Source organism: Haladaptatus marinus (assembly GCF_051194195.1).
Map to the genome: position 1 here is coordinate 186,361 of NZ_JBLZNK010000006.1, position 21,812 is coordinate 208,172.

At 51.2% G+C, this 21,812-nt stretch carries 24 protein-coding genes and 2 pseudogenes; 18 read left to right on the top strand and 8 right to left on the bottom strand.

Features of this window, described 5'->3' with window-relative positions; translation table 11 throughout:
• Positions 1-24: 24 nt before the first annotated feature.
• Entirely contained in the window at positions 25-675 is a 651-nt protein-coding gene (locus ACN2TU_RS20865) for an HAD family hydrolase (RefSeq protein ID WP_435158121.1), read from the bottom strand.
• A 602-nt stretch (positions 676-1,277) separates the two neighbouring features.
• Here ACN2TU_RS20865 and ACN2TU_RS20870 point away from each other — a divergent pair.
• From ACN2TU_RS20870 to ACN2TU_RS26990, 7 genes and pseudogenes are all read left to right on the top strand, one after another.
• Entirely contained in the window at positions 1,278-1,511 is a 234-nt protein-coding gene (locus tag ACN2TU_RS20870) for an antitoxin VapB family protein (protein WP_435158123.1), read from the top strand.
• Between the two features lie 4 nt (positions 1,512-1,515).
• Positions 1,516-1,908 (top strand): PIN domain-containing protein, encoded by a 393-nt coding sequence (locus tag ACN2TU_RS20875; RefSeq protein ID WP_435158125.1) that lies wholly within the window; start codon positions 1,516-1,518, stop codon positions 1,906-1,908.
• Positions 1,909-2,027: 119 nt separating this feature from the next.
• A pseudogene (locus ACN2TU_RS20880) lies at positions 2,028-2,129 on the top strand (DUF7342 family protein); the annotation flags it as partial.
• Between the two features lie 2 nt (positions 2,130-2,131).
• Positions 2,132-2,566, top strand: a complete 435-nt coding sequence (locus ACN2TU_RS20885; protein WP_435158127.1) for a toxin-antitoxin system TumE family protein — start codon at positions 2,132-2,134, stop codon at positions 2,564-2,566.
• Between the two features lie 80 nt (positions 2,567-2,646).
• Complete coding sequence (locus ACN2TU_RS20890; RefSeq protein ID WP_435158129.1) at positions 2,647-2,982, top strand: DUF6166 domain-containing protein; 336 nt, start codon at positions 2,647-2,649, stop codon at positions 2,980-2,982.
• Between the two features lie 320 nt (positions 2,983-3,302).
• Positions 3,303-3,836 (top strand): Rrf2 family transcriptional regulator, encoded by a 534-nt coding sequence (locus ACN2TU_RS20895; protein WP_435158131.1) that lies wholly within the window; start codon positions 3,303-3,305, stop codon positions 3,834-3,836.
• Positions 3,812-4,156 carry a DUF8008 family protein gene (locus ACN2TU_RS26990; protein WP_472850215.1) on the top strand — a complete coding sequence of 115 codons (345 nt, stop codon included), beginning with the start codon at positions 3,812-3,814 and terminating at the stop codon, positions 4,154-4,156. The genes ACN2TU_RS20895 and ACN2TU_RS26990 overlap by 25 nt, the downstream gene beginning before the upstream one ends.
• Before the next feature lie 294 nt (positions 4,157-4,450).
• Here ACN2TU_RS26990 and ACN2TU_RS20905 read toward each other — a convergent pair whose 3' ends face one another.
• Positions 4,451-5,014: a twin-arginine translocation signal domain-containing protein gene (locus tag ACN2TU_RS20905; protein ID WP_435158135.1), complete on the bottom strand. Its 564-nt coding sequence runs from the start codon at positions 5,012-5,014 to the stop codon at positions 4,451-4,453.
• 457 nt (positions 5,015-5,471) lie between these two features.
• Here ACN2TU_RS20905 and ACN2TU_RS20910 point away from each other — a divergent pair, with 457 nt between their 5' ends.
• The 3 genes from ACN2TU_RS20910 to gdhB all read left to right on the top strand — a co-directional run bounded on the left by ACN2TU_RS20910 (position 5,472) and on the right by gdhB (position 9,914).
• Positions 5,472-8,354, top strand: coding sequence for a bacterio-opsin activator domain-containing protein (locus ACN2TU_RS20910; protein ID WP_435158137.1), 2,883 nt, complete (start codon positions 5,472-5,474; stop codon positions 8,352-8,354).
• A gap of 112 nt (positions 8,355-8,466) precedes the next feature.
• Positions 8,467-8,610 carry a rubrerythrin-like domain-containing protein gene (locus tag ACN2TU_RS20915; protein ID WP_435158139.1) on the top strand — a complete coding sequence of 48 codons (144 nt, stop codon included), beginning with the start codon at positions 8,467-8,469 and terminating at the stop codon, positions 8,608-8,610.
• Positions 8,607-9,914: a glutamate dehydrogenase GdhB gene (gdhB, locus tag ACN2TU_RS20920; RefSeq protein WP_435158422.1), complete on the top strand. Its 1,308-nt coding sequence runs from the start codon at positions 8,607-8,609 to the stop codon at positions 9,912-9,914. Before ACN2TU_RS20915 ends, gdhB begins: the two co-directional genes overlap by 4 nt.
• Before the next feature lie 65 nt (positions 9,915-9,979).
• On the opposite strand, the gene ACN2TU_RS20925 is transcribed toward gdhB, so the two are convergent.
• Positions 9,980-10,414 (bottom strand): DoxX family protein, encoded by a 435-nt coding sequence (locus ACN2TU_RS20925; protein ID WP_435158141.1) that lies wholly within the window; start codon positions 10,412-10,414, stop codon positions 9,980-9,982.
• A gap of 184 nt (positions 10,415-10,598) precedes the next feature.
• Here ACN2TU_RS20925 and ACN2TU_RS20930 point away from each other — a divergent pair.
• From ACN2TU_RS20930 to ACN2TU_RS20945, 4 genes and pseudogenes are all read left to right on the top strand, one after another.
• Positions 10,599-10,682: pseudogene (locus ACN2TU_RS20930) on the top strand (type II toxin-antitoxin system death-on-curing family toxin); the annotation flags it as partial.
• A gap of 395 nt (positions 10,683-11,077) precedes the next feature.
• The gene (locus ACN2TU_RS20935; RefSeq protein WP_435158143.1) at positions 11,078-11,365 is read left to right on the top strand and encodes a hypothetical protein; all 288 of its coding nucleotides are present in this window, start codon (positions 11,078-11,080) and stop codon (positions 11,363-11,365) included.
• 478 nt (positions 11,366-11,843) lie between these two features.
• Entirely contained in the window at positions 11,844-12,287 is a 444-nt protein-coding gene (locus ACN2TU_RS20940; protein WP_435158145.1) for a universal stress protein, read from the top strand.
• A 778-nt stretch (positions 12,288-13,065) separates the two neighbouring features.
• A complete protein-coding gene (locus ACN2TU_RS20945; RefSeq protein WP_435158424.1) occupies positions 13,066-13,194 on the top strand; it encodes a DUF7503 family protein in 129 nt (42 codons plus the stop codon).
• A gap of 1 nt (position 13,195) precedes the next feature.
• Here ACN2TU_RS20945 and ACN2TU_RS20950 read toward each other — a convergent pair whose 3' ends face one another.
• Positions 13,196-15,283 carry a hypothetical protein gene (locus ACN2TU_RS20950; protein ID WP_435158147.1) on the bottom strand — a complete coding sequence of 696 codons (2,088 nt, stop codon included), beginning with the start codon at positions 15,281-15,283 and terminating at the stop codon, positions 13,196-13,198.
• 91 nt (positions 15,284-15,374) lie between these two features.
• Positions 15,375-16,322 (bottom strand): DUF7504 family protein, encoded by a 948-nt coding sequence (locus tag ACN2TU_RS20955; RefSeq protein WP_435158149.1) that lies wholly within the window; start codon positions 16,320-16,322, stop codon positions 15,375-15,377.
• 328 nt (positions 16,323-16,650) lie between these two features.
• Between ACN2TU_RS20955 and ACN2TU_RS20960 the strand changes: the two genes are divergently transcribed.
• Complete coding sequence (locus ACN2TU_RS20960) at positions 16,651-17,031, top strand: DUF7344 domain-containing protein (RefSeq protein ID WP_435158151.1); 381 nt, start codon at positions 16,651-16,653, stop codon at positions 17,029-17,031.
• A 77-nt stretch (positions 17,032-17,108) separates the two neighbouring features.
• Here ACN2TU_RS20960 and ACN2TU_RS20965 read toward each other — a convergent pair whose 3' ends face one another.
• The gene (locus tag ACN2TU_RS20965; protein ID WP_435158153.1) at positions 17,109-17,921 is read right to left on the bottom strand and encodes a DUF1801 domain-containing protein; all 813 of its coding nucleotides are present in this window, start codon (positions 17,919-17,921) and stop codon (positions 17,109-17,111) included.
• 261 nt (positions 17,922-18,182) lie between these two features.
• On the opposite strand from ACN2TU_RS20965, the gene ACN2TU_RS20970 reads away from it, so the two are divergent.
• Both ACN2TU_RS20970 and ACN2TU_RS20975 read left to right on the top strand, forming a co-directional pair.
• The gene (locus ACN2TU_RS20970; RefSeq protein ID WP_435158155.1) at positions 18,183-19,124 is read left to right on the top strand and encodes an alpha/beta hydrolase; all 942 of its coding nucleotides are present in this window, start codon (positions 18,183-18,185) and stop codon (positions 19,122-19,124) included.
• Between the two features lie 168 nt (positions 19,125-19,292).
• Positions 19,293-19,709: a VOC family protein gene (locus ACN2TU_RS20975; RefSeq protein ID WP_435158158.1), complete on the top strand. Its 417-nt coding sequence runs from the start codon at positions 19,293-19,295 to the stop codon at positions 19,707-19,709.
• 259 nt (positions 19,710-19,968) lie between these two features.
• On the opposite strand, the gene ACN2TU_RS20980 is transcribed toward ACN2TU_RS20975, so the two are convergent.
• Positions 19,969-20,208, bottom strand: a complete 240-nt coding sequence (locus tag ACN2TU_RS20980) for a hypothetical protein (protein WP_435158160.1) — start codon at positions 20,206-20,208, stop codon at positions 19,969-19,971.
• A gap of 223 nt (positions 20,209-20,431) precedes the next feature.
• Positions 20,432-21,226, bottom strand: coding sequence for a nucleoside phosphorylase (locus tag ACN2TU_RS20985; RefSeq protein WP_435158162.1), 795 nt, complete (start codon positions 21,224-21,226; stop codon positions 20,432-20,434).
• Positions 21,227-21,406: 180 nt separating this feature from the next.
• Between ACN2TU_RS20985 and ACN2TU_RS20990 the strand changes: the two genes are divergently transcribed.
• A complete protein-coding gene (locus ACN2TU_RS20990) occupies positions 21,407-21,652 on the top strand; it encodes a hypothetical protein (RefSeq protein ID WP_435158164.1) in 246 nt (81 codons plus the stop codon).
• Positions 21,653-21,812 lie beyond the last annotated feature (160 nt).

The window sequence follows — 21,812 nt, forward strand, 5'->3', positions numbered from 1 at the left end:
CCTCTTCAAAACGGGAAGAGAAAACTACGAAAGTAATTCGAGGATGGTTCGCTGAAGATCGCCTGGAGAGTTGGCAACAAAGTCAGTGTGGTCGGTAGACTGCACAGTAGCCCCATGACAAAACCGGATCACAGTGCTGCCTGCTCGTGCTGCTGCTCGGATACCGTTGACAGAGTCTTCAACAACAAGGCACGAGGAAGGAGAGACATCGAGTTCGGCAGCAGCATGCTCATAAATAAAGGGTTCTGGCTTGCCTGGCAGATCGATCTGTTCAGCACTCACCAGGACATCAACTGGTGCCAAATCAAACCGCTCAATGACTATATTGATCCAGTCGGCTGGTGCTGACGACACAATTCCAACGTTGACATCTCGATCATGAAGCGTCGCAAAGAAATCTGGGATTCCGGGTGTAATCGATACCTGCTCGCCATACACCGTCTCAGCAGCCAGTTCGAACTGCCGTGCATAGTACTCAGGTTTATCCGGAAGACCATACGTCGCTGCAAGATCGTCGAGACTCTCACGGAAATTGCGACCATTCACGTCCTCCAGGGTTGGGTCACCAGTTTCTACGTGAGCAAAAACCTGGTCACGCCAGAATTGCTGCCAAAATGATTCCGAATCAACGAGGACGCCATCCATATCAAACAGGACGGTCTGAAACCGGGGCATGCTCTAGACCTTCGGTTCTCACAATAAGCCGATTGTGGCTTCAAGAATAATAGGCACGAAGACTGTATGATCGTTTTCACACGCGAAGAACGTCGCCAAGACGAACGATGTGATGCTTGCCCACCTTGGCTATCGAGAGATCGTAACCCACTACGGCTGTGTATGCAAGAACGACGGCTATCGGGTGATGGAAGAGATGGCAGAGCGCGTCCCCGGCGTGAGCTACTAAAACATCGCGTACGTTGTCCGTCGACGACGCGATGGGCGTTAGTGGCCATCACATCGAAATCACGTTCCCATCCCGACCTAGCGGGATGGATGCGGGCACACGAAGCCAACACGGAGAGAACAACCGGAGGTCGCTAATTACACCGCTGTAATCACGGGGGTTCGGAGAACCCCTCTTCGGCACCACCACACGAGAGTCACATCGCCTTGGCGGTGACACATGATGGTAGTAGTGGGTTGGGTACGGTGGAGTGCGTCTATTTCTGCGAAACAGAGGGAGTCACGTTCGCGATCCCCTCTATTACAACGTTGTAATCGAGAGCAGATATAATGTGAACAGAGAGTATATAAGTGTACACAGACTACTGTGTACCATGGGGACGAAAACAATCTCGCTCGACGACGAAGCGTATGAGCGGCTAAAATCCCACAAACGCGAGGGAGAAAGCTTCAGCACCGTGGTCAAGCGACTCGCTGGCGAACGATCGTGGCGCGAGGTTGCAGGAATCTGGGATGATGACACCGACGAGCTCGAAGCGGTAATCGAGGAGGGCCGTGAACGATCACGTGCACGTCGTGACAGACTGCAGCAGGAACTGAACGAGTAATCGGATGATTCAGGATACGGCCTTCCTCATCGATGTCCTCAACGGTGATGCCGATGCCCTCGATCAACTTGAGCTCATAGAGCGTGAGAATCGCCCAGAAAAGGTAGCGTCGATTACGTCCTTCGAACTCTACGAGGGAATCCAGCAATCGGACAAACCAGAGCACGAAAAACGCAAGGTGTTGAATATCTTGGACTCGAAGCACGTCATTCCTGCTGACCACCGCATCATGACACAGGCAGGGGAATTCAGTGGGGATCTCATTAGCGATGGGCAACGGATCGACCGTGAAGACTGTATTATCGCTGCAACTGCCCTCCAAGAGGACGAACCAGTCCTAACCCGGAACGACTCGCACTTCGAACGAATACCGAATCTCGATGTACAGACATACTAAAGAAACAACCATCGATTACTGCTTAGTACGGTCTTGTGTTGCGGTTGGAAAGTGAACAGAGAAGCGTGAGTTGGTTCTGACGACGGTGTCAGTAACCCGTTTGAAAGAGACAGTAGTACGATCGCGGCGACTGGACGACCGCTCGACAAGAGAGAACACGCTACGAACGCGCTCGCCAACAACGTGCTGGAGCCACCGAACACGAACAGGCTTCAGGATAGCGATGGTGTCGCCAACTGGCGATGGGAGCCGTCCTGCACCCATCGACCGATCAATCCTTGAGTCTCTACAGACCAGGCTCACCGCCACACAGCAAGTCGAACAAGCAGGCATCACTGATGACCACGGCCAGCTCGAACTGTGCGTTACGTTTGCCCAGCCGTATTATCCAACGTTGGTGGATGAGGCGACCCTCGCTGACTGGTGGTACACCATTGATGATTTCAAAATCCACTATCAAGAAGTGCACGCTGATAGAGCCTGGGAGTGTCGCTGGGATCGCCATCCAAATCCGCATAATATGCGAGATCATTTTCACCCACCACCCACTGCCCCGACGCTGGGTGAGGATGCGTCGTGGCCAGCCGATTATCGTGATGTCCAGTCGCTCGTTCTTGACGAGATCGAACAGCGGATTCGGACTCTGTGGAATGAATAGGTAGTGGGAATCGTCGTAGACGAATGAATTATCTAAACAGCAGCACAAAGGTACATTACACCATCTACCCGTGAACAAGTATGGCGGCACGAGTCTATACGGCAGTCGAAGACTACGACGGAACAGGCCGTAACGAAATTTTGTTCGATGGGATCCCGATTCCGCACGTTCCATACACGGAATCGTCTCCAGACGATTTTACGTGGGGCTACAGCGGAGCAGGGCCAACGAACGTCGCTCGCTCGATTCTTGAACACGCACTAAGTATCGTAGATAGCAATCTCAATGTGAATCCAGCAGACTACCAGATTGCATTCCGTGAGCAGTACGTCAGCTCACAAGATGGTTGGTGGACAGTTGACCACGCGGAAGTCATTGAGTTCGTGAACTCTCGTGGGAGAGAGAACAGACGGTGAAGTCCCTCTAACAGAACGCACTCGCTGAGAAGGGGGCTTAGTGCCTGTATTCAGCTAAACAGTAGATATTCAGTGAAACCAATTTGGCGCCAGACGAGAGCACATATGACGAAAGGTTGTTAGAAGTGATATCACTCAGTTTTCTGCACGTCGTCGATTCGTCCTCACGGTCTTTCATACCGTGAGGACGAATCGCAATAATAGCTCTATACATTCACAATCGTATGGAAGAGGTGAACAAGAAAGAGGAATGGCAATGTCATATATAGTACTATTTTTAAAAGGCTGGATTTATCCGCCGGAAGATGAGAGAGTTCGATATGTCATCGATCGAGCTGACAGCAAGTCAGAAGACGATTCTCACTGCACTCGTTAATCTCCATAGCGAGTCCGAAGACGCAGTGAAGGGTGAAGAGATTGCAGACGAAGTCGATCGCAATCCAGGGACGATCCGGAATCAGATGCAATCACTGAAAGCGCTCCAACTCGTCGAAGGAGTGCCTGGACCGAAGGGTGGGTACAAACCTACGGCAACCGCCTTTAATGCGCTCGATATCCAGACACTGGATGAAGCTGCGGAGGTACCGCTAGTTCACAATGATGAGCCTGTCGAGAACGCAACTGTTGATCAGATTTCGTTGAGTAGCGTGCATCACCCAGAGCGCTGCCGTGCGGAGGTTCATATTCAAGGGTCTTTGAGCGATTTCCACACTGGTGATTTGGTTCGTGTTGGACCGACCCCGCTCTCAAACCTGGAAATCGAAGGTGAACTCGATAGCACGGATACAACAAACAATATTCTCATCCTCAAGATTCAATCGATGCAAGCATCTGCCGACGAGTCGAATCACTAGCATCGACTAATTCACTCTGGTCGACCGGCAGTGGCGAGATTCGAGCTTACTTAGACGCCTCAGACCTCGCCGAGTGGATTCGGCTGAAAGAGTCCGGTGTGAGCAAGAAATACTCACAGGAACTCGCTCGCCGGACAATGGACGCGATGCACGAACTCTCGAATGAACGCCTTGGAAAGATCAAGCGCCAACGGTCGAAGGACGGGTTGAGTTACAAAGAGACACGTCTTGTCCTCAAGGCCGACGTCGAGTTGCCCGGTGAGGTAACGAACAGCGACACGAACGCTGCTCCGGCCACAGACCAGGTTACCGGAGGGTAGCGTAGCCGGGACGAAATCACACCCGAGAGGGTGACAAGTCTAACACGAATCCCAGCGTAAACGCGGTTGTGGACGTCTCAAATTGACACAGTTCGGAACTGACACTGGACGGCTACTCGTAAGGACGGCAATTGGATCGGCAGCTATCGGCTACAAACCAGGAGAGGAGGAAAGGTGGTACCGGCCACCGCGTCTGTGGTCGGAGATTAGTGGATCAGGTAGTACGACCTCAGGTACAACTGGAGGACGAAATGACTTAGACGACTATCGCGAGCGATTTCACCGATCAAAAAATCAGTTACGGTTGTTCGATTTTCCAACAACTCTGACGCTATCGATACCGAGTAGGCGGCAACCGCTTCCGGTCTCCGCTTCGAGAACGAGATACTCGTCGTCAGACCTGAGTTCGAGATCACGTGTGTTGAACTTCAATACCGTCTCGTTGTCACCATCGCCGTTGAGGTCTTCTCGCGTCATTCGGATCGCACTGGCCTCTCGACCATCGGATTCCGAAAGGAGTTGGTCAATGTCTTCACAGGAGACGTCCTTCCAATCCGGATTCAGATAATCCTGACAGCCGGTAAATTGGATGTCAGGGTTTCCAGCCGATGGAACGAGACGAATGGTGTTCATTTTTAGGTTGGGCCACCCGACAGCTACGGAGACGACACCATTGTTTTTGGGGTTGATCGAGTTCGGGCAGCTGTCGGGTTTGACGTCCACCCAGCAAGTTTTACAGCAGGCTTCGGCACTGGCCAGTCCCGTGGTTAATGGGACACCGATAGCCGCGGTCGCTGTCGCAAGAATTCCTTTTTTGAGTATTGTTCGGCGGGTCTGGGGAAGTTGATTTGAATTCATAGAATTCATAAATAGATGGTCACAGAAGGAAATATAGTTATCTATTGTTATAGATTTTTTAGCACATTAATGGATTATGATGATTTGGTGCGTGTCAATAATCAATCTTTCCACAGTACGACTTACGCGTTGAAACAACAGCTAAGCGCAATTGACCTCCTCCCCGCCCTCAAGGACGGGGCTTTCTCCTCGAATCTTCCGTAAACAACCAATAACTACTGACGAGTACGTCTTGGTTTGCGGTTGGAGAGGGGACAGTGAGGCGTATACATTGAGAGAATCAGTCTCAACTATTGCCGTTCAAGAAAAGTTTCGTCAGGGGTTACATAGCAAATGTCTTTGTTTTTCGTAGGTTAGATTGTTAACAAGCGATGATCATGAATCTCGTTCCTAAACAGCAAAGCTGGGTTCGGGCCGACATCCAACTGTACTTCCGCAGACACGTGGGTACCGAATAGTGCCATCTTCCACAACCATCCTTGATTCGTCAGCCGTCTTGCTTGTCGGAACAAGTGAGTGGATCACACAGTTCGCTACGGTGCTCGAAACACGGGCAGACACAACTATCCAGAGGGTTCAGACCAAATCGGAGGCGCTTGCGGTCTTCCAGTCGCAGCCCATTGATTGCCTCATCAGTGAGTATGCACTAGAGGAGACAACCGGAGTCGAACTCCTCAGAGCGATCCGCAGTGAAACCACCGCACTCCCTGTGATACTCGGTACAACGTCCGGAAGTGAGGCCATCGCTAGCGAGGCCATCGGAGCCAGGGTTACCGATTACGTCGCACTGACGGATTCGACCGAACAGATGGTTGAAGAGCTATTAGATCGAACCGAGCGGGCGGTTCGATCCGCACAGCGATCGGGCACCCTACGGGAACGCGCCAGACAGTTCGATGCGATCTTCAACGATTCACGGACGGCGACGTGGGTGCTCGATCCTGATGGCGCCCTCACCCGGGTGAACCAGACGGCACGGGAAATGATAGACGAGGACGTCGAAGCCATCGTCGGCGAGCCATTCTGGACACTTCCGTGGTGGTCACAGACCGATGCGACAGAGGCGGAGGTACACCAAATTGTAGAGAACGCACTTGACGGTACGTTCGGTAATGTCGTCGTCTCACAACCGCCACATATCGACGGCTCGCGCGTGATCGATCTCTCCCTTCGTCCGGTTGAGAACGAACGCGGCGACCTTGTCTCGATCGTCGTGGAAGGCGTCGATATCACCGATCGCGTCGATCTCGAACGGAACCTCCGTCAGTCCGAGGAGCTCCACCGCGTTACGCTCAACAACATGACCGATACCGTCCTCATCACGGACGAAGTCGGGGAATACACCTATGTCTGTCCCAATGTCCACTTCATCTTCGGTTACACGGCTGCAGAGATTCGTGAACTGGGGCCCATCGACGAACTCCTCGGCGAAGACCTGTTCGACCGTGATGAACTCGCAGGGAAAGGCGTCCTCAAGAACATCGAAACGACGGCGACAGACAAAGCCGGCCGCGAACACACGCTTCTGGTTAACGTTCGTGAAGTCTCGATTCAGGACGGAACCCTCCTCATTAGCTGTCGGGACATTACAAAGCGCAAGCAACGGGAAGAGGCACTCGCAACACTCCACGAGACCGCTCGGGATTTTCTGTACGCCGAAACCCACCAGGAAATCGCCCAGCACGTTATAGATGACACGCCCGGTGTGCTCAATCTCGATGCGAGTGCTGTCTATCTCTTCGATGGTGATGCCAACGAGCTCCGACCTGCAGCACACTCCGCGAGGATGAAAGAACTGTACGGACCTCTCCCAACTGTGCAGACCAACAGCGAAACCCTCCCGAGTTACAGTTTCGTCGAGGACGAGTCGCTATTTTTCGACGACGTCCACGACGCAGACCGGCTCGAAAACCGGGCGACAGACCTCCGAAGTGCGACCTATATTCCACTTGGCAACCATGGCGTGTTCATCGCGGGCTCGAACGAGGTCGGTGTCTATGACGACGTGGCCCGAGAACTGGCCGATTTGCTCGCAGCTACCGCTGAGGCAGCCCTCGACCGCATCACGCGTGAATCACGACTCCGGGAGCAAGACCGGACACTCCAGACACAAAACGAGCAATTGACCGCCTTGAATCGCATCAACGAGACGATTCGAGAGATCGATCAAGCCCTCGTGCAAGCTGAAACACGCGAGGAAATCGACCATACCGTCTGTGAGCTGTTGACCGCCGACGACCGGTTCAGGTTCGCATGGATCGGGACGGTCGATCCAACGACCGACACCGTCGATCCTCGAGCCTGGGCAGGGATCAACCAGGGGTATCTGGATAGCCAGTTATTCACTGTCGCAGCCTCAGGGACAGACCCCGCCGGACAAACCGCGGCCACTGGCGACGTGACGATGGTGTCTAACGTCGCTGCCGGACTTCGCGATGAAGCCTGGCGAAAGGACGCACTCACCCGCGACTATCTCTCGGTGTTAAGTATTCCGCTCGTATACAACGACCTCAGACACGGCGTATTGACGGTCTATGCACCGACACAAGAGGCGTTCGACGACACCGCGAAGGCCGTCCTAGCCGAGCTCGGCGAAACCATCGCGTCGGCACTCAGTGCGATCGAACGGAAGAACGCACTGCTCACGACGTCGATGACCCGCGTCGAGTTTGCCATCGACGACTCGACGTTCATCCTTTCACGACTTGCGAAGGACACAGCGTGCACTCTCTCGTATCAAGGTGGTGTTCAGCAATCCACCGAGGGGAGTTACGTGTTCGTCACGGTCGAAGATGCGTCTCCGGAGGATGTCGCTGACGCTGCATCACAGCTGGTCGCAATCGACGACGTACAGCAAATCAGTGCAGACGGTGAGGGTGGCGTCCTCCGGTTGCGGCTCACACAGCCGTTTCTCGCCTTAGAGTTAGCCGATCACGGTGCTGTCTTCCGAGAGGCGACTGCTGGTTCGACCGCCACAACGCTCGTCATCGATATCCCGGATAGTATCGACGTCAGAACGATCACACAACTCGTCCGTGAGTCATTCTCCAGTGTCGAACTCCGCTCTAAGCGGACTCTCAACCAAGCAATCGAACACGACCTCTACTCGAAGTTCCTCGAAAAGCTGACCGAGCGACAGCTCGAGGTGATTCAGACAGCCTACTACAGTGGCTTCTTCGAGTCGCCACGCGAAAGCACGGGAGAGGATATCGCGAAGACACTTGGAATCTCTCCACCTGCGTTCTATAAGCATGCACGTACAGTTCAGCGCAAGCTGTTTACGACACTCTTCGAAGAGGATACCCTCGCCGTCACTCCCTCTTCAGGGTTGGTTAAATAACAAACCACAGTCTCAGTGAAGGGTTTGGTGATTAACACCCGAATATTCCCTAATACACTTATTACGCCTTTGTAGAGTGCCCCAGAACGCCTGCCGGCGCTCATGATCTACTATGAGAGATGTCGAAACCGATCCAGACGCGGAACGTCCGTACGAGTGCTTCGAATGTGGGAATATTATTATCGTTGATAGCAATCCAGTCTCGTGCCCAGACTGCAGCGGTTCGATGCGAAATCGGCAGACATCCCTTGAATAACAATGGCATCGACATCCAATAGCAGCCACAACGAGTCCGGAGATACACCGGCAGGATCATCCACATCCGAATCCGCACTCGAAACGGCTCGTCGACAGCTGTATCATGCTGCTAATCATCTCGATATCGATTCCAGTATCGTCGAACGACTCAAGTTCCCAAAAAAGGTTCACGAGGTAACGGTTCCGATCAAACGGGACGACGGAACTGTTGAGGTGTTCACCGGCTACCGAGCACAACACGACAGTGTCAGAGGGCCATTCAAAGGCGGGCTCCGGTACCATCCCGAAGTGACCCGAGACGAGTGTGTCGGACTCGGCATGTGGATGACCTGGAAGTGCGCAGTCATGGATCTCCCGTTCGGTGGTGCCAAGGGTGGTGTTGCTGTTAACCCCAAGGAGCTGAGTTCGGCGGAAAAAGAGCGACTCACCAGGCGGTTCGCACAGGAACTTCGGGACGTTATCGGCCCCAACCAGGATATCCCAGCCCCAGATATGGGGACAGATCCCCAAACGATGGCGTGGTTGATGGACGCCTACTCGATGCAGGAAGGCGAGACAACACCGGGTGTCGTCACCGGCAAGCCGCCCATCGTCGGTGGCAGTGAAGGCCGTGAAGAAGCTCCCGGACGGAGTGTGGCGATCATCACGCAGCTGGTTTGCGAGCACTACGACTGCCAACTCGATGAGACGACGGTTGCGATTCAGGGCTACGGGAGTGTCGGTGCGAATGCTGCTCGACTACTCGACGACTGGGGAGCGACTGTCGTCGCAGTCAGTGACGTGAACGGTGCGATGTACGATCCAGAGGGAATCGATACGGCTTCGGTTCCGTCTCACGACGAAGAGCCAGAGGCCGTCACCAAATACGCGGACAACGTCATTTCGAACGACGAGTTGCTCACCCTTGACGTCGACGTACTCATTCCAGCCGCGCTTGGAAACGTGATTACAAAGGAGAACGCGGAGGCGATCGCCGCGGATTTCGTCGTCGAGGGTGCGAACGGTCCGACAACGTCCACGGCTGATTCGATTCTCGCCGAGCGAGACGTTGCAGTTGTGCCCGATATTCTCGCCAATGCTGGCGGAGTCACGGTGAGCTACTTCGAGTGGCTTCAGGACATCAATCGCCGGGCATGGTCGCTTGAACGGGTGAACGACGAACTTGCAGCGGAAATGCAGGCTGCCTGGAATGCGGTTCGATCAGAGTTCGAACAGCGTGATGTCACGTGGCGCGATGCAGCCTATATTGTCGCCCTCTCACGAATCGCCGAAGCTCACGAAGCACGGGGGTTGTGGCCCTAGCATATCGAACCACTAGAAATGGGATCCGGCGTACAGAATGCCGGTAAGAGAGACTAATCGATCGGTTACTCACCGATTGGTACCATCGAAGTCGACCGATCATCGACCACGACTTCGTCGACCGATAGGTTACCCGCCCCGATTGACACGAGGGCCAGCGAAACCAGACACAGCACGATAGTGAGCTCCGAGTCAGAGAATCCTTCCGGAAGATGGACGAGGAGCGTCGCAACGAGCATATTAATCGCAACCGCGAGTGCGGCAAAACGTGTGAGAAAGCCCACCAGAATACAGAGACCGCCGACGAGTTCAACGAGTGCAACGACCCATGCGGCGACAGATGGTGCAGGAATACCGAGACTGGCGAGAAATCCTGTAAACTGAGTCATCGGCATCACGGCTGGACCGACCGAGAACATTTTTCCAGCACCGTGGACGATCATAATACTGCCAACAGCTAGGCGAGCCAGAAGCGCACCAATCGACTGGTTGAGGGACATAGGTGAAATCTTTCAGGAAAGGAGAAATACATTCATAATACAGCAGAATATTCCGGCGACCAATCTCTTCGAGTATTATTTGATCCAATTACAGTAGGAAAATGTAATAGACCAGCTGTTGACTCGAGTACGTCGTGTTCGATAAACGCAAAGACCGAGATTAGGGTTGTGCTCGTTACACCTGCCGTTCGTCGACGGAAACTAACGAACTGCACTCTGGTCGGTAGTCGTCTTCTATATTCTGAACGAGTATACGTTCGAATACGGTGCCTCAAGGCATGCAACGGTTCGGCTGAGAGATGAGTCTCGAAAACCAATCTCGGAAACCACATCTACAAAATGTGACCCCACAGCTTTGAGATACAGTAGTGAACACAACTAGTGAACACCATCGTGTTCATGTTCAGACCGCACCTCCACGGAAAACTCGTCGTTGTTAGAATTCAATACTAACTAGCGCTTCACGGGCGAGGGCGATCTCATCATCGCCTACAGGAACAATACCATCCCCATCTACGAACCACTCCAGACATCACAGTAATTCAAGATATCAAACGCTGACTGCTTGCCCTATTTTCGATGAGTGAATATTCTATTAACTTGAGAGTCAAACACTGCCGGGATGAAAACGAATAACGCCACAGATTCCTGAGATACCATACAATGATCGACAGTGTTGAGGAGGAAGTCGACATACTTGAACGCCATCTGCACATTCTTCAGATGGTTGTCAATAACGGACCAATTGGAATTGTGAAGATGTCGAACGAATCGGATCATGCTCATCACGAAGTCCGGTATTCCCTTCGAGTGCTCGAGGAAGAGAACCTAATCAATCCAACACAGCAAGGTGCCGTGAGCACCGATCAAACACGCTCATTTATCGAAAACCTCGATGAACAAATCGATGAGATGCGAGCGAGAATCGCGGCAATGAAATCTAGCGATTAAAAAGGATAAGTTCTCCACCCCACCGACACGTTGTCTGATATTCAAGTCTTGTGGCTATTAAATACGTGCATGAGAGTAGAAGATGATGAAGAATGCATAGGGTACAGCGTTATAGATTGAACAGGCGCAATACCACGGTCTTTAGGCCGTGGATACGCGCCGTAAACTTGCTTACACACTCGCCGTCGATGGCTGGGCCGGATATTCCACATTGATTCGGTAATATTATGATTTCACGATTCATGCCGAGAGTGATTACCGCGACGCAAGCCGCATCGGCAGTCCGTCCTCCGTCTGCATCATAATCTCTGGCCCGAACAAAAGCGAGGAATCCTCGTCCACGCATTCCATCGTCCACGGTTAACCGGTTGACGCTAACACAAGCGTCGTTTTTGACAAGGAATATCTGTTCGACTAAGTAAACAACGGGCGAAAATATGAGTGTTCTTTCATTAGACACCGGGTTGAAGCAGTATCTATGGACGAAACGGGGAGAGTATCTTACAAACACGTTTTGGTGCCGACGGATGGGAGTAAAGCAGCAAAACGCGCATCCCAACAAGCAGTAGAACTCGTAAAGGAAAGCAATGGAACAGTACACGCACTATACGTGATGGACATGGGGGACACAGGTTTCGTCGCAATTCCGAGCGATATCAAGGAGACACGGCAGCGACTAGAAAAAAAGGGACGTGCATTTGTAAACGAAGTAGAAGAGGAAGCCGAAGAAAGTGGAGTCGACTGCATTGCCGTCGTAAAATCCGGAATCCCGGAAAACGAGATAGTTGAGTATGTCCATGAAAATAATGTCGATCTGGTGGTGATGGGAAGACGAGGACGGTCAGACCCTGACAAGCCACTTATTGGTTCGACGACGAAGCGTGTCCTTGGCCTATCTGACGTGCCAGTTCATGTGGTCTGACGTTTAGGATGATTCCAACTTGTGATTAATCTTGACTAAGCGTACGTGATTGAGGAAAACGTTGACGACGGCTTACCAAACCACGACGCGAAAGCATCGAAGGCCCTCAACTTTTCGAGACGATCCAGCGTTCGGAACAGAAAACCTAGCTCGTCAACTTACACGAGAAACGCACCGAGGGCCAATAAGTCGAAGACGTGTACTTACGCACGAATGCGTCTGTTCAACGTAGTATACTGCGTTCCGATCACTTGTTATTGAGTCGAACAGGTTGTTTCACGCTGAGGAGTTGGTGTTGGAAGCCACGCTTGCACCCACACATGGTGAAATGCGATTAGGAGACGTCGAAAACTACGGTTTCAGTCGATCCGCAGGTAGGGCATTGCTGTGTGGTAGTTTCGAGCGACGTCCCGCAGTGGCGACACTCTCGAATAACGCTCTCATCTACAGAGAGCCATCGCCGCGCAATGTCTGAGAGTGCCATATGATCTGTCCTCTCTGACCCCACGTAATAAAAAATTCGGCCTCTTTCCAATTTTTTATTAAGTTGAATATAAGATTACTCACCCTCAGGAACCATTTCGTAACCATTTTTGTTCAAATGATATATATATTTGATTGTATTGCAATTTTAAATATGATACATTTATCTTATTGATTACCTTAATAATTGTTGTGAACCCCCACCAATTGTGCAATAAAACTATCAACGACTATTCTGCGCGACGGATTTAGGAAAGGATAAGATAAAGGTTTCCTAAGCATTGCTCGCATGTCGATGAGTAATGATGCGTTAGCGGCATACTTCGCAGAGAACCCCCGAATGCTCGGCGTCCTGTTTACCATTTGCCTGTTGCTCGCGCAAACTGGTAACGTAGCGGCTGCTAACGGTAATACAATTTCATAAATCAGAGATCATCCACCTCGAATTCGGTAGACCAACCTAAATCGTTTTCAAAGAGAACTGGAACTTGTTCTAACCGTAAAAACTGGGAGAGAGAGTCATCTGAGAGTGTGAAGGTGGGAAGATCACCACCAGTCAAAAAGTACGGCTGGATCTCATCGATATATGGCCTATATAACGATCCCATCCCTTGTTCGAGGGTCGGATATGTCGTTAATTTAACTTCGAAATCGTCATCTATTGAACCAGATTCAATCGAACACTTCATTGGAGTCCCGTTTTCACTTTGCGCGATTTCTACACTCCCGTCACCAACCACGAGATACTGATTTCCAACAATTTGATGTTCACGTGCCAGCGTGAGTGCCGATCGAAGTGAAAACCCTCGATTTAGTAAACGGGCAATTAGTCGTCCGATTGTTGTCGCACTCTTGTTTCCGATATGACTGTACGTTACAATGCCGCCGATACTTCCTGCTTCGATTAGCTGTTTGCCTTGTTCGTATGATCGACACCCATTCAGTAGGAACGTATCAACTGCTACGTCATCGACGTCTTTGATGTCGAGTCCTCCATCTCGACAGACAAACCCATCATCTGTCAGATGCCCGATATAGTGGAGGAAGTCAGTTTCAGTTGCAAATACCGTTTCCAACTCGTCAACGGATAGGTTACGATACACATCAATATTGAATTCTAGTTCGTCTCGTTCACCGTAGAGATTATCTCCATCGTCGTACTCGGGACTCATTTCTGATTCGTTACAGACAACAGCAATTTTTATGCCATCGGTGGATGAATCTCGGTCGAGTTTATTATCAAATGCATCCTTGATGATTTTGTTTGCACCAAGGGGGTTTCCAGTCCCAAGCCATGCTCGTTCTAAAGAATCAGTCTCTGGGGGAGAGACATACGACTTATACTCATCAACTGAGTGTCCTCTATCCTCAGTCCCGCTGCTCCGTAAAAACCCACTGACTGGATCCGGAAATGTCATCTCAGTTTTGTGTTCTTGTTTTTTCGCCATTCTAATGAGTGAAAAGTTATTTGCTAAAAATGGGAGTGATTCAACATTTCTCAGTTCATCGGTAGCATACGTTGTCAACGGCCACGTCGGAAGGAATTTCTTGATTAAATGGAACGGAACATCGAGATATGCTTCAATCTGCTCAGCAAGTGGTTTTTGATACAATTCATCGAACGCAAAATCGACATATTTCTCAATTGCCTGCCGCTCATTGAGCTCAATTTGATAATATCCTTCAGTCCGAGTAATACAATCGAAGAAGAATATCTGCTTGAATACTTGTTCGACTTCGCTTTCAAAAGCTCGTACTGAACGATCGAAAGCTCGGCAAAATCCACGATCAGTAATCAACCGAGGACGATTGCCAGGTATAACATTTGCTCCAAGATAGTACACAAGTGTGCTCACCGGGTAAATCATCTCGATCTTCGGTGGTATTTCAATAGTTATGCCGGATTCAGGTGTAGATAATTCCTCTGGAATCTGAAGTTCGTCACCTAGTTCGATCTGTGGAGGATGACCTCGGAGTGACGGAAGTGAGCGCTCACAACTCGTGGTTTTTAATGCTGACCCAAATGTCGAAATGGCTTTCATCACATCAGAGGGCTCTGTTGTCGTCGTAATTGTGGTTCCTGGTCGTTCATGATATGAACGAGCACCAACTTGAACACGTGTTGTAGTCCCAAAATCAAGCTCCATGCGCTCTGTTGACGACGCGATCGTGAGCTCACTGGTGACACGTAGATATACTTTGATTCGTCCGTTAAGTTCAACAATATACTCCTGTTCTGGCAACTCCTCGTATGCAAACTCTTCGGCTCTAACGATGGTCTCTCCCTCTAGGGTTCGGACGTGTACTCCGACGACATATGGTAGTACAATATTTTCCGTTGACAGAGTAACTGCATTATCTACCGGGAAATAGAATTGTTCAGTATCAGCTGGCTCAAGACGAGGACTCATTGATAATTGTAATGGATACTGACGCCGCTGAATCGGATCGATAATCGTAATAGAAGAGTCTCCAGAGGATCGAAATATCGGCTTCATACATCCCACCGCCATTGGTTTTCAGAGGATACTATCCTCTGTATATCCTTTACTATTGAATATCTCTCACTCCACGACAGTATGCAACCACCTCGTTCGTCGAGTACTATATTGGGAACCATTGTGTCGTATGATTCGTCCCATGAAGATGCAACCGTTGTTCTAATCCGTTGGTGTTTGCCCGTAATTCAATCACCACATCAAATTTCGATTTTACTGCTTGGACAGAGTCCGAATCGAATGTGCCTGAGTGTATATAGTGACCTAATCCGTTGACGCTGTCGACTGTTTTGACGGTTTTTGATATAAATTCTTTAGTAGTTTCAATGCCCGTTTCTTCAATAAGCAATCGAAGAGAGTCAAAGCAGAATCGTAACTCGGCGGGGTCAAATCCATTCTGTTGGTTCTGCAAATCGGATATTTTGTCTTGAATTGCAACCTGGAACTCCTCAAACGTCCCTGTAACGTATGAAATAGCGATTTGACTCGGCTGGCTCGCTTGTAATTGTGTAGCTGACCGAGCATCCGCCCTGTATGTTAGAATATGAGCGTGATCCAGGGGAGAATCAACCTGTGAGAGTCGCATTTGTGCGACCTCAGCATCTTTTCCATACTGTGCGATGACAGGAGTCCGGTTTAATGACTGTTCACCAAGGAGCTGTCCGCTTACTTGATCAAGAACATCCTCTGGGACGTTACCAGTAAGCAGAATATTCCCACCAGTCCGCTTCAATCGCCCGAGTTCAGATTCAATTTGGATACGTCCACCATCTCGGATAGTAATATAATGGCCTGCAAATGCAAATGACACCTCATAATTCTCTCGAGGAGTTCCATCCATTAGTGGTTGGAACAACTCTTCTAAAGCATCTGGGTCGACACTCTCATACAGAGGGTTAGGAATGTCAGAAGGTTCTACACCAGCTGCCTCAATCATTTCCTGAATAATGACGGCACTCAGTGAGTGATCGCGTTGCTGGTCGTACTGTATCTCAAGTGGTGCTTCTACCCCACAAATGAAGGGATTATTGTTCCCATTTCTCTCCATTCTCATATTACTCTATGAATCTTGAGCCGAAGAAATAAAAATATGTTTGGAATTAATCAGTCATATAGCCAAAATATGAAATAGAATAAAAAGGTAACTACCCCGTTCCACACAGTACACTCCGCGATTAATGAATAAATGTTGATTTTATTGAGTCGAAATAATAGCTGAGAGATATCGGTCACAACTGTACGACATAGAATTGCTTATATATTATAAAAATTTAATATTATTCCATACGCTATAAATATTTTAGTTCGTTAAAATAGTAGTATCGCACAATAAGATCGGTGGAAAAGTTATAGATAAATATCAGCCAGAAACCAATGTCAAAATGACCAACAATACAGAATGGACGTATGATATCATATATTTGCAACAATTGCTAGGATCGGTTGATTCCGACGTATTGATGTCCACACCTGACGAAGTTTTTAAATTACTCGCGAATGAACAGCGTCGGCATTTGATTTTCTATCTCATCGAACAAGAAACTAAAATCCCACTCTCCCAGATGGCGGTAGAACTCGCCAGTCGAGTAAATAATCGACCAGTCACGGATGTTACACCAACCGAACAAGAGCAAATGCGTATTAGTCTCGAACATGAACATCTTCCTCGCCTTGCAAATTATGGACTTCTCTCATGGTCATATGGAGAAGATATGATTGATCCAGTTACACCACTTGACGATAGTGACTCTTTCCTGCCGTGAACATACTGCATAAACTGCGGCTGCCGTGGAATAGTTGAGATCGTGGCGATGGACATGGCCACGGCGGCCAGATTGATTCAAATTAACCAGCCCATTCCCGGATTCTCGGCGGCTTGCCGAACCCAGGAAGCAACCTGCTCTTCATCCATCATGTCTGTTTCCTTCAGATCCAGGGCTTGTCGCTCCGGAGCCGTCCCGCTAGGCGGCTCTGGCTCAAGATGCGTTTCACACACAAATGACAGTTTCACGTGTTTCGAGAACGCACTGAATGACGCAAACCATCCCTGATCCTCAACGCCATAGAACGGCTGGTGATACTTCACAGCGCGGCGTACATCGGACACTTCGCGTTGGATGATCTCGTCGAATTGTGTCGCGACGTCCCTCTTCCACCCCGGCAGCGCTGCAATGTACGCCATTACCGCTGCCGATCCATCGGCATCGTCCTTCCTTCGCACCGCCTGATACTGTTTTTGTCGTACCCCCCATTCCTCTTGTGTCGGAACCTGGGTCGGTAGTTCGATTTCCCCGAAATCCTCGTCCACGATGGTTTTCTTTCCATCCAGGCCTGATATCGCGGTTACGACCAAGATCGAGTCTGACTCTTCGGATTCAGAAAACAGGTCGAAGTCCAGCCACAACGTCGCTCCTCGCCAGTGACGAGCAAAGCCCACCCAGCCGTCGGGATGGTCGTCCCGGGTGTCTTGCTCGACTCGGAAAAGTCCCATCAAGGCTGGAATAACGTCGGCACCCCATTGGAGCCCCCTATCCAGATCTGTGAAACGAACCCCCTCGTCGTGGGCGGACTGGTAATAGGGTGCTCGGATTGCTTGGTTCGCCATCACGAGTTCGGAGACCCGCTGGACTGTCAGTGGGGTGGACACGCTCATAATCACTCACCATATGTGGTATAGGATTATTAATATTTCCGCGGGGTGTAGCTATCGACTAATCCGTACCGATCGGTCGTGCAAGATACGTATCTTCTATTCAGCACAAGATCAGGAACGCACCACCTAATAGTGAGTTCAATACAAATACACTCTCGTCAGCGTCGTTCTTCTATGGCGATTGAATTTATGACTAGGACTCGGCCCATGAAATAGTGGATATCGCTAACACATTTATTGTTTCGCGTTCGATGTGATCGTATGTCTGATAATTTGCTCGATCCGCAGGCGGCAACACTGCTCGACCAGTTCGAGAAGGGCGTCGCCCCGCCATCGTGGACGCTTTCCGTGGAGACAGGTCGACAGCTGCTCGAAGACCTTTTCGGCGATGCACCAGATGCGGATGTCGAGGAGACGACTGACCTCGAAATACAGGGACCGAACGGTTCGATTCCACTGCGGATCTACACGCCGCTGTCGGGCGAGGCACCGTATCGTATCCTTGTGTACCTCCATGGTGGCGGCTGGGTTCGAGGTTCCGTTGACGCCTACGATCCAATGCTACGCCAGCTGGCGAACGAATCAGAAAGCGTCCTTGTTGCCATCGACTACCGTCGGGCACCCGAGCACCCTTTCCCAGTTCCGTTCGAGGATTGCTATCACGCTACCGCGTGGGTGGCCGAGCACGCCGAGACGCTCCAGGGCAATGGTGACAGCGTCGCCATCGGGGGCGATTCCGCCGGTGGAAACCTCTCTGCTGCGGTTGCACTCGCGGCCCGCGACCGTGGTGGTCCCGACCTCGCCCACCAGCTCCTTATCTATCCCGCAGTGAACCCGCCAAACATCCGCTGGTTCGATTCATACGATGAGAACGGCAGCGGCTACTTTCTTGAGTTCGAGAGCGTAGAGTGGTACCTCGACCAATATCTATCGAAGGAGGCAGATCGCGCCAACATCTATGCGTTCCCGCTCCGCGCGAACGACCACGCTAATCTTCCGACCGTGACGGTTCTCACAGCGGGATTCGATCCCTTGCGGGACGAAGGGTTCGCGTACGCCGATCGCCTTGAAAACGCTGGTATCTCCGTTAATCACCTTCACTATGAGCAGCAAATCCACGGGTTTGTCAATCTCGGTCACTACATCGACGCCGCGGAAGATGCCATCGAGTCACTCGCAGCGTCGCTCCGTGAGAGCGTTTGATGGAGCCAAAACGGTTGGTGAAGATCCTAAATATCGCCCTGTAGGACAAGTAGATAGCGGACGACACGACGCAACCAAGTGTCGATGGCAAAGCGACTGATGGTCACTTTCAGTCTGCTTGGCGAGCGTATTTGCTACTGAACGGTATCAATAGAGACGGAGAAAACCATGATTGAAAAGCTCCGTCTCACGACCCGCATCGTTAGCGACCAAGACGAAGCACTTGACTTTTACACAGAAAAGCTTGGCCTGAGAAAGACTGCAGACGAGACGTTTGGTCCCGAGAATCGTCGCTGGGTTACTGTCGGTGCCGAACACGATGATACCGTGGAAATCGTCCTCGAACCGCTTGACTGGTTCGAGGACGAGGAGGCAGACCGTCGTTCTGCGATGATTGGTGAGCAACCGGCACTCGCCTTCACCGTGGATGACTGCCGGGCAACATATGAAACGCTGCGCGGACGTGGTGTTGAATTCACATCAAAGCCGACAGAACAGCCCTATGGAATCGAAGCCATCGCGACTGATCTCTATGGGAATGGAATTGTTCTTGTCGAACACACCGCAGAGCCAGAGACAAGATAATGAGTTAGACATTGTGCTTACCGATCTCTGGGGGTGTGCAGTCACCAGCACTCAGATTAATTTCCGAAAATGAGACGTCATCTCCTTACTTTGGGCAAGCAATACAAGACATTATCTAGCATGTGGCAGGGCAGCTCTAACATTCGCCGGATTTGGCGCCATCACTCCTGATCCGCGCTTGCCCCGCCACATTCTCTCTCCTGCATAAACGCAAAAAAACAGCTACTGAACTAGTGCTGTCTCATCATTGGGACGGTCGTTACCGAGTAAATCCGTAATCAGTGAGTCGAAGTTTCCCCTCGACTTCATACAGATGGCCCTTATTGTAGAGCCGTTCGATAATATCCTCAGCAGCCGGTCGCCCGAGATCTTCTTTCTCCTTGAGAATGGCATAGGCTTGCTCGTACGTGAATTCTCGCTCATCCCGGAATGCTGTCGCAAGCGCGTCAAGGGCGTCTTGAGCGAGCGGTGTGAGTGGTGATCCTCCCTGTGCAACCATTGGCACTTATTGATTGAGGCAATCAGTACGTAAACCCTTGGACGAGACGTTGTCTCTTGCTGAGTAGAGAACCGTGACACAATGGGATCACCACTTGAGCCGTCTCGTCAGTCAGTAATCGATGCAGAAATCTTTCCGACTACTCCTCGGATTTGTCCGGTTCCGCCGAGAATCGTTTGTAGATCCTCTACATCCCGATTTCGTGAAACCGTCACAATCTGGGTTACTGATCCAGCACTCCCGCAAGTGCGTTCATCGCCACCGGAAGCGCGTCGACGACGTCGGGACTCTCCCCGAACGCGGGATCCCAATCGTCAGTCGTCAGGTAGTCGCTGATTAAGAACAGAGACCCGACGTTCAGTCCCCGGTAGTCGCCCACAGCGAACGTCGCGGCCGCCTCCATGTCGACCGCGAGCACGCCATCCTCGCCGTACCCCTTGATTTCGGGGACAGTCTCGCGGAACAGCGCGTCAGTCGTCCAAGTCGCTCCGACCTCGAACTCCCCGCCTGCCATCTCAACCGCGCGTTCGAGTTCGGCGACCATCGCGTCCGAGGCATCGATTCGCTCCGAATCTGGGAGATAGTGGTGTGAGACGCCTTCGTCCCGAATGGCTTCGTCTATGACGAGATAGTGCGATTGCGGAACGTCCGGCTGGAGACAGCCCGACCAGCCGACCGAGAGGAACGCCTCTGTCCCGGCTGCCTGCAGCAACTCCATCAGTACTGCCGTCGTGGGACTGCCGATGCCGAAGTGCCCAAGGATTCCCAGTTCGGCGTCCGTATCGAGGTCGGTGAACCGATGGAGCTCGAATTCGAGGAGGTCGCTCTCCCCGTGGAGCGGCTCGGTCTCGCGAACGTCGAGCACGCGGTCGAAAAAGTGAGACTGGTAACAGAGGAGGACGCCGTCTGGCGCGTCCTCGACGAGTGGTGCCCCGGACTCTCGTGCGTCGGAAAGCATCCCGTCCGGGGTCAGGATCGAGGGTGCGTCGTACTTCTCCAGGTCATTCGGAATAGGCATAATCTGCGATTTGACGCGCCGCAGAATAGGTATACTGGTGGGCGCATCTCAATGATCGGTGCTATCTGCTGTGTCTAATGCAGAGTGAAACAGAACCGAATATCAAGAGATGGGGCGAACGTTCTTGGGTTAGTATACAATACTAATCAGTAATGCCCAACACAATCAAACGTTCCGGCGATGGACTTGCCCTCCAATGTCACAAAGCCCGCCCGAGCCGCTAGGCTCGTTGAAGAGAAAGAAAACGAGACCATTCGCCTTGCCAATATCCGTGTCTTTGCATTCGATGGTCTCCTCCTCGTCATCGACATAGACCGTATCACAGACGAGAATATCGTCGAACTCGCGACCTCCGCCGCCCTCGATACCGTCTCAATCCATCGAGCTGCAAACGCTTCCCTCCAAATCGCGGGGAATGGCTATTAGGTTCAATTGCCAGGTGCTGCAGATGCAGGATTTCATGTCGGAGATCGCGCCCCATGCACGCCAGTCCCGAATATGCTCGTGATTGCAGCAGAAGGGTCGAAACGACTGGCGGCCGAGATAGTAACGATTCGGCGAGAGCAGGTCTAATTATCTGCATCAA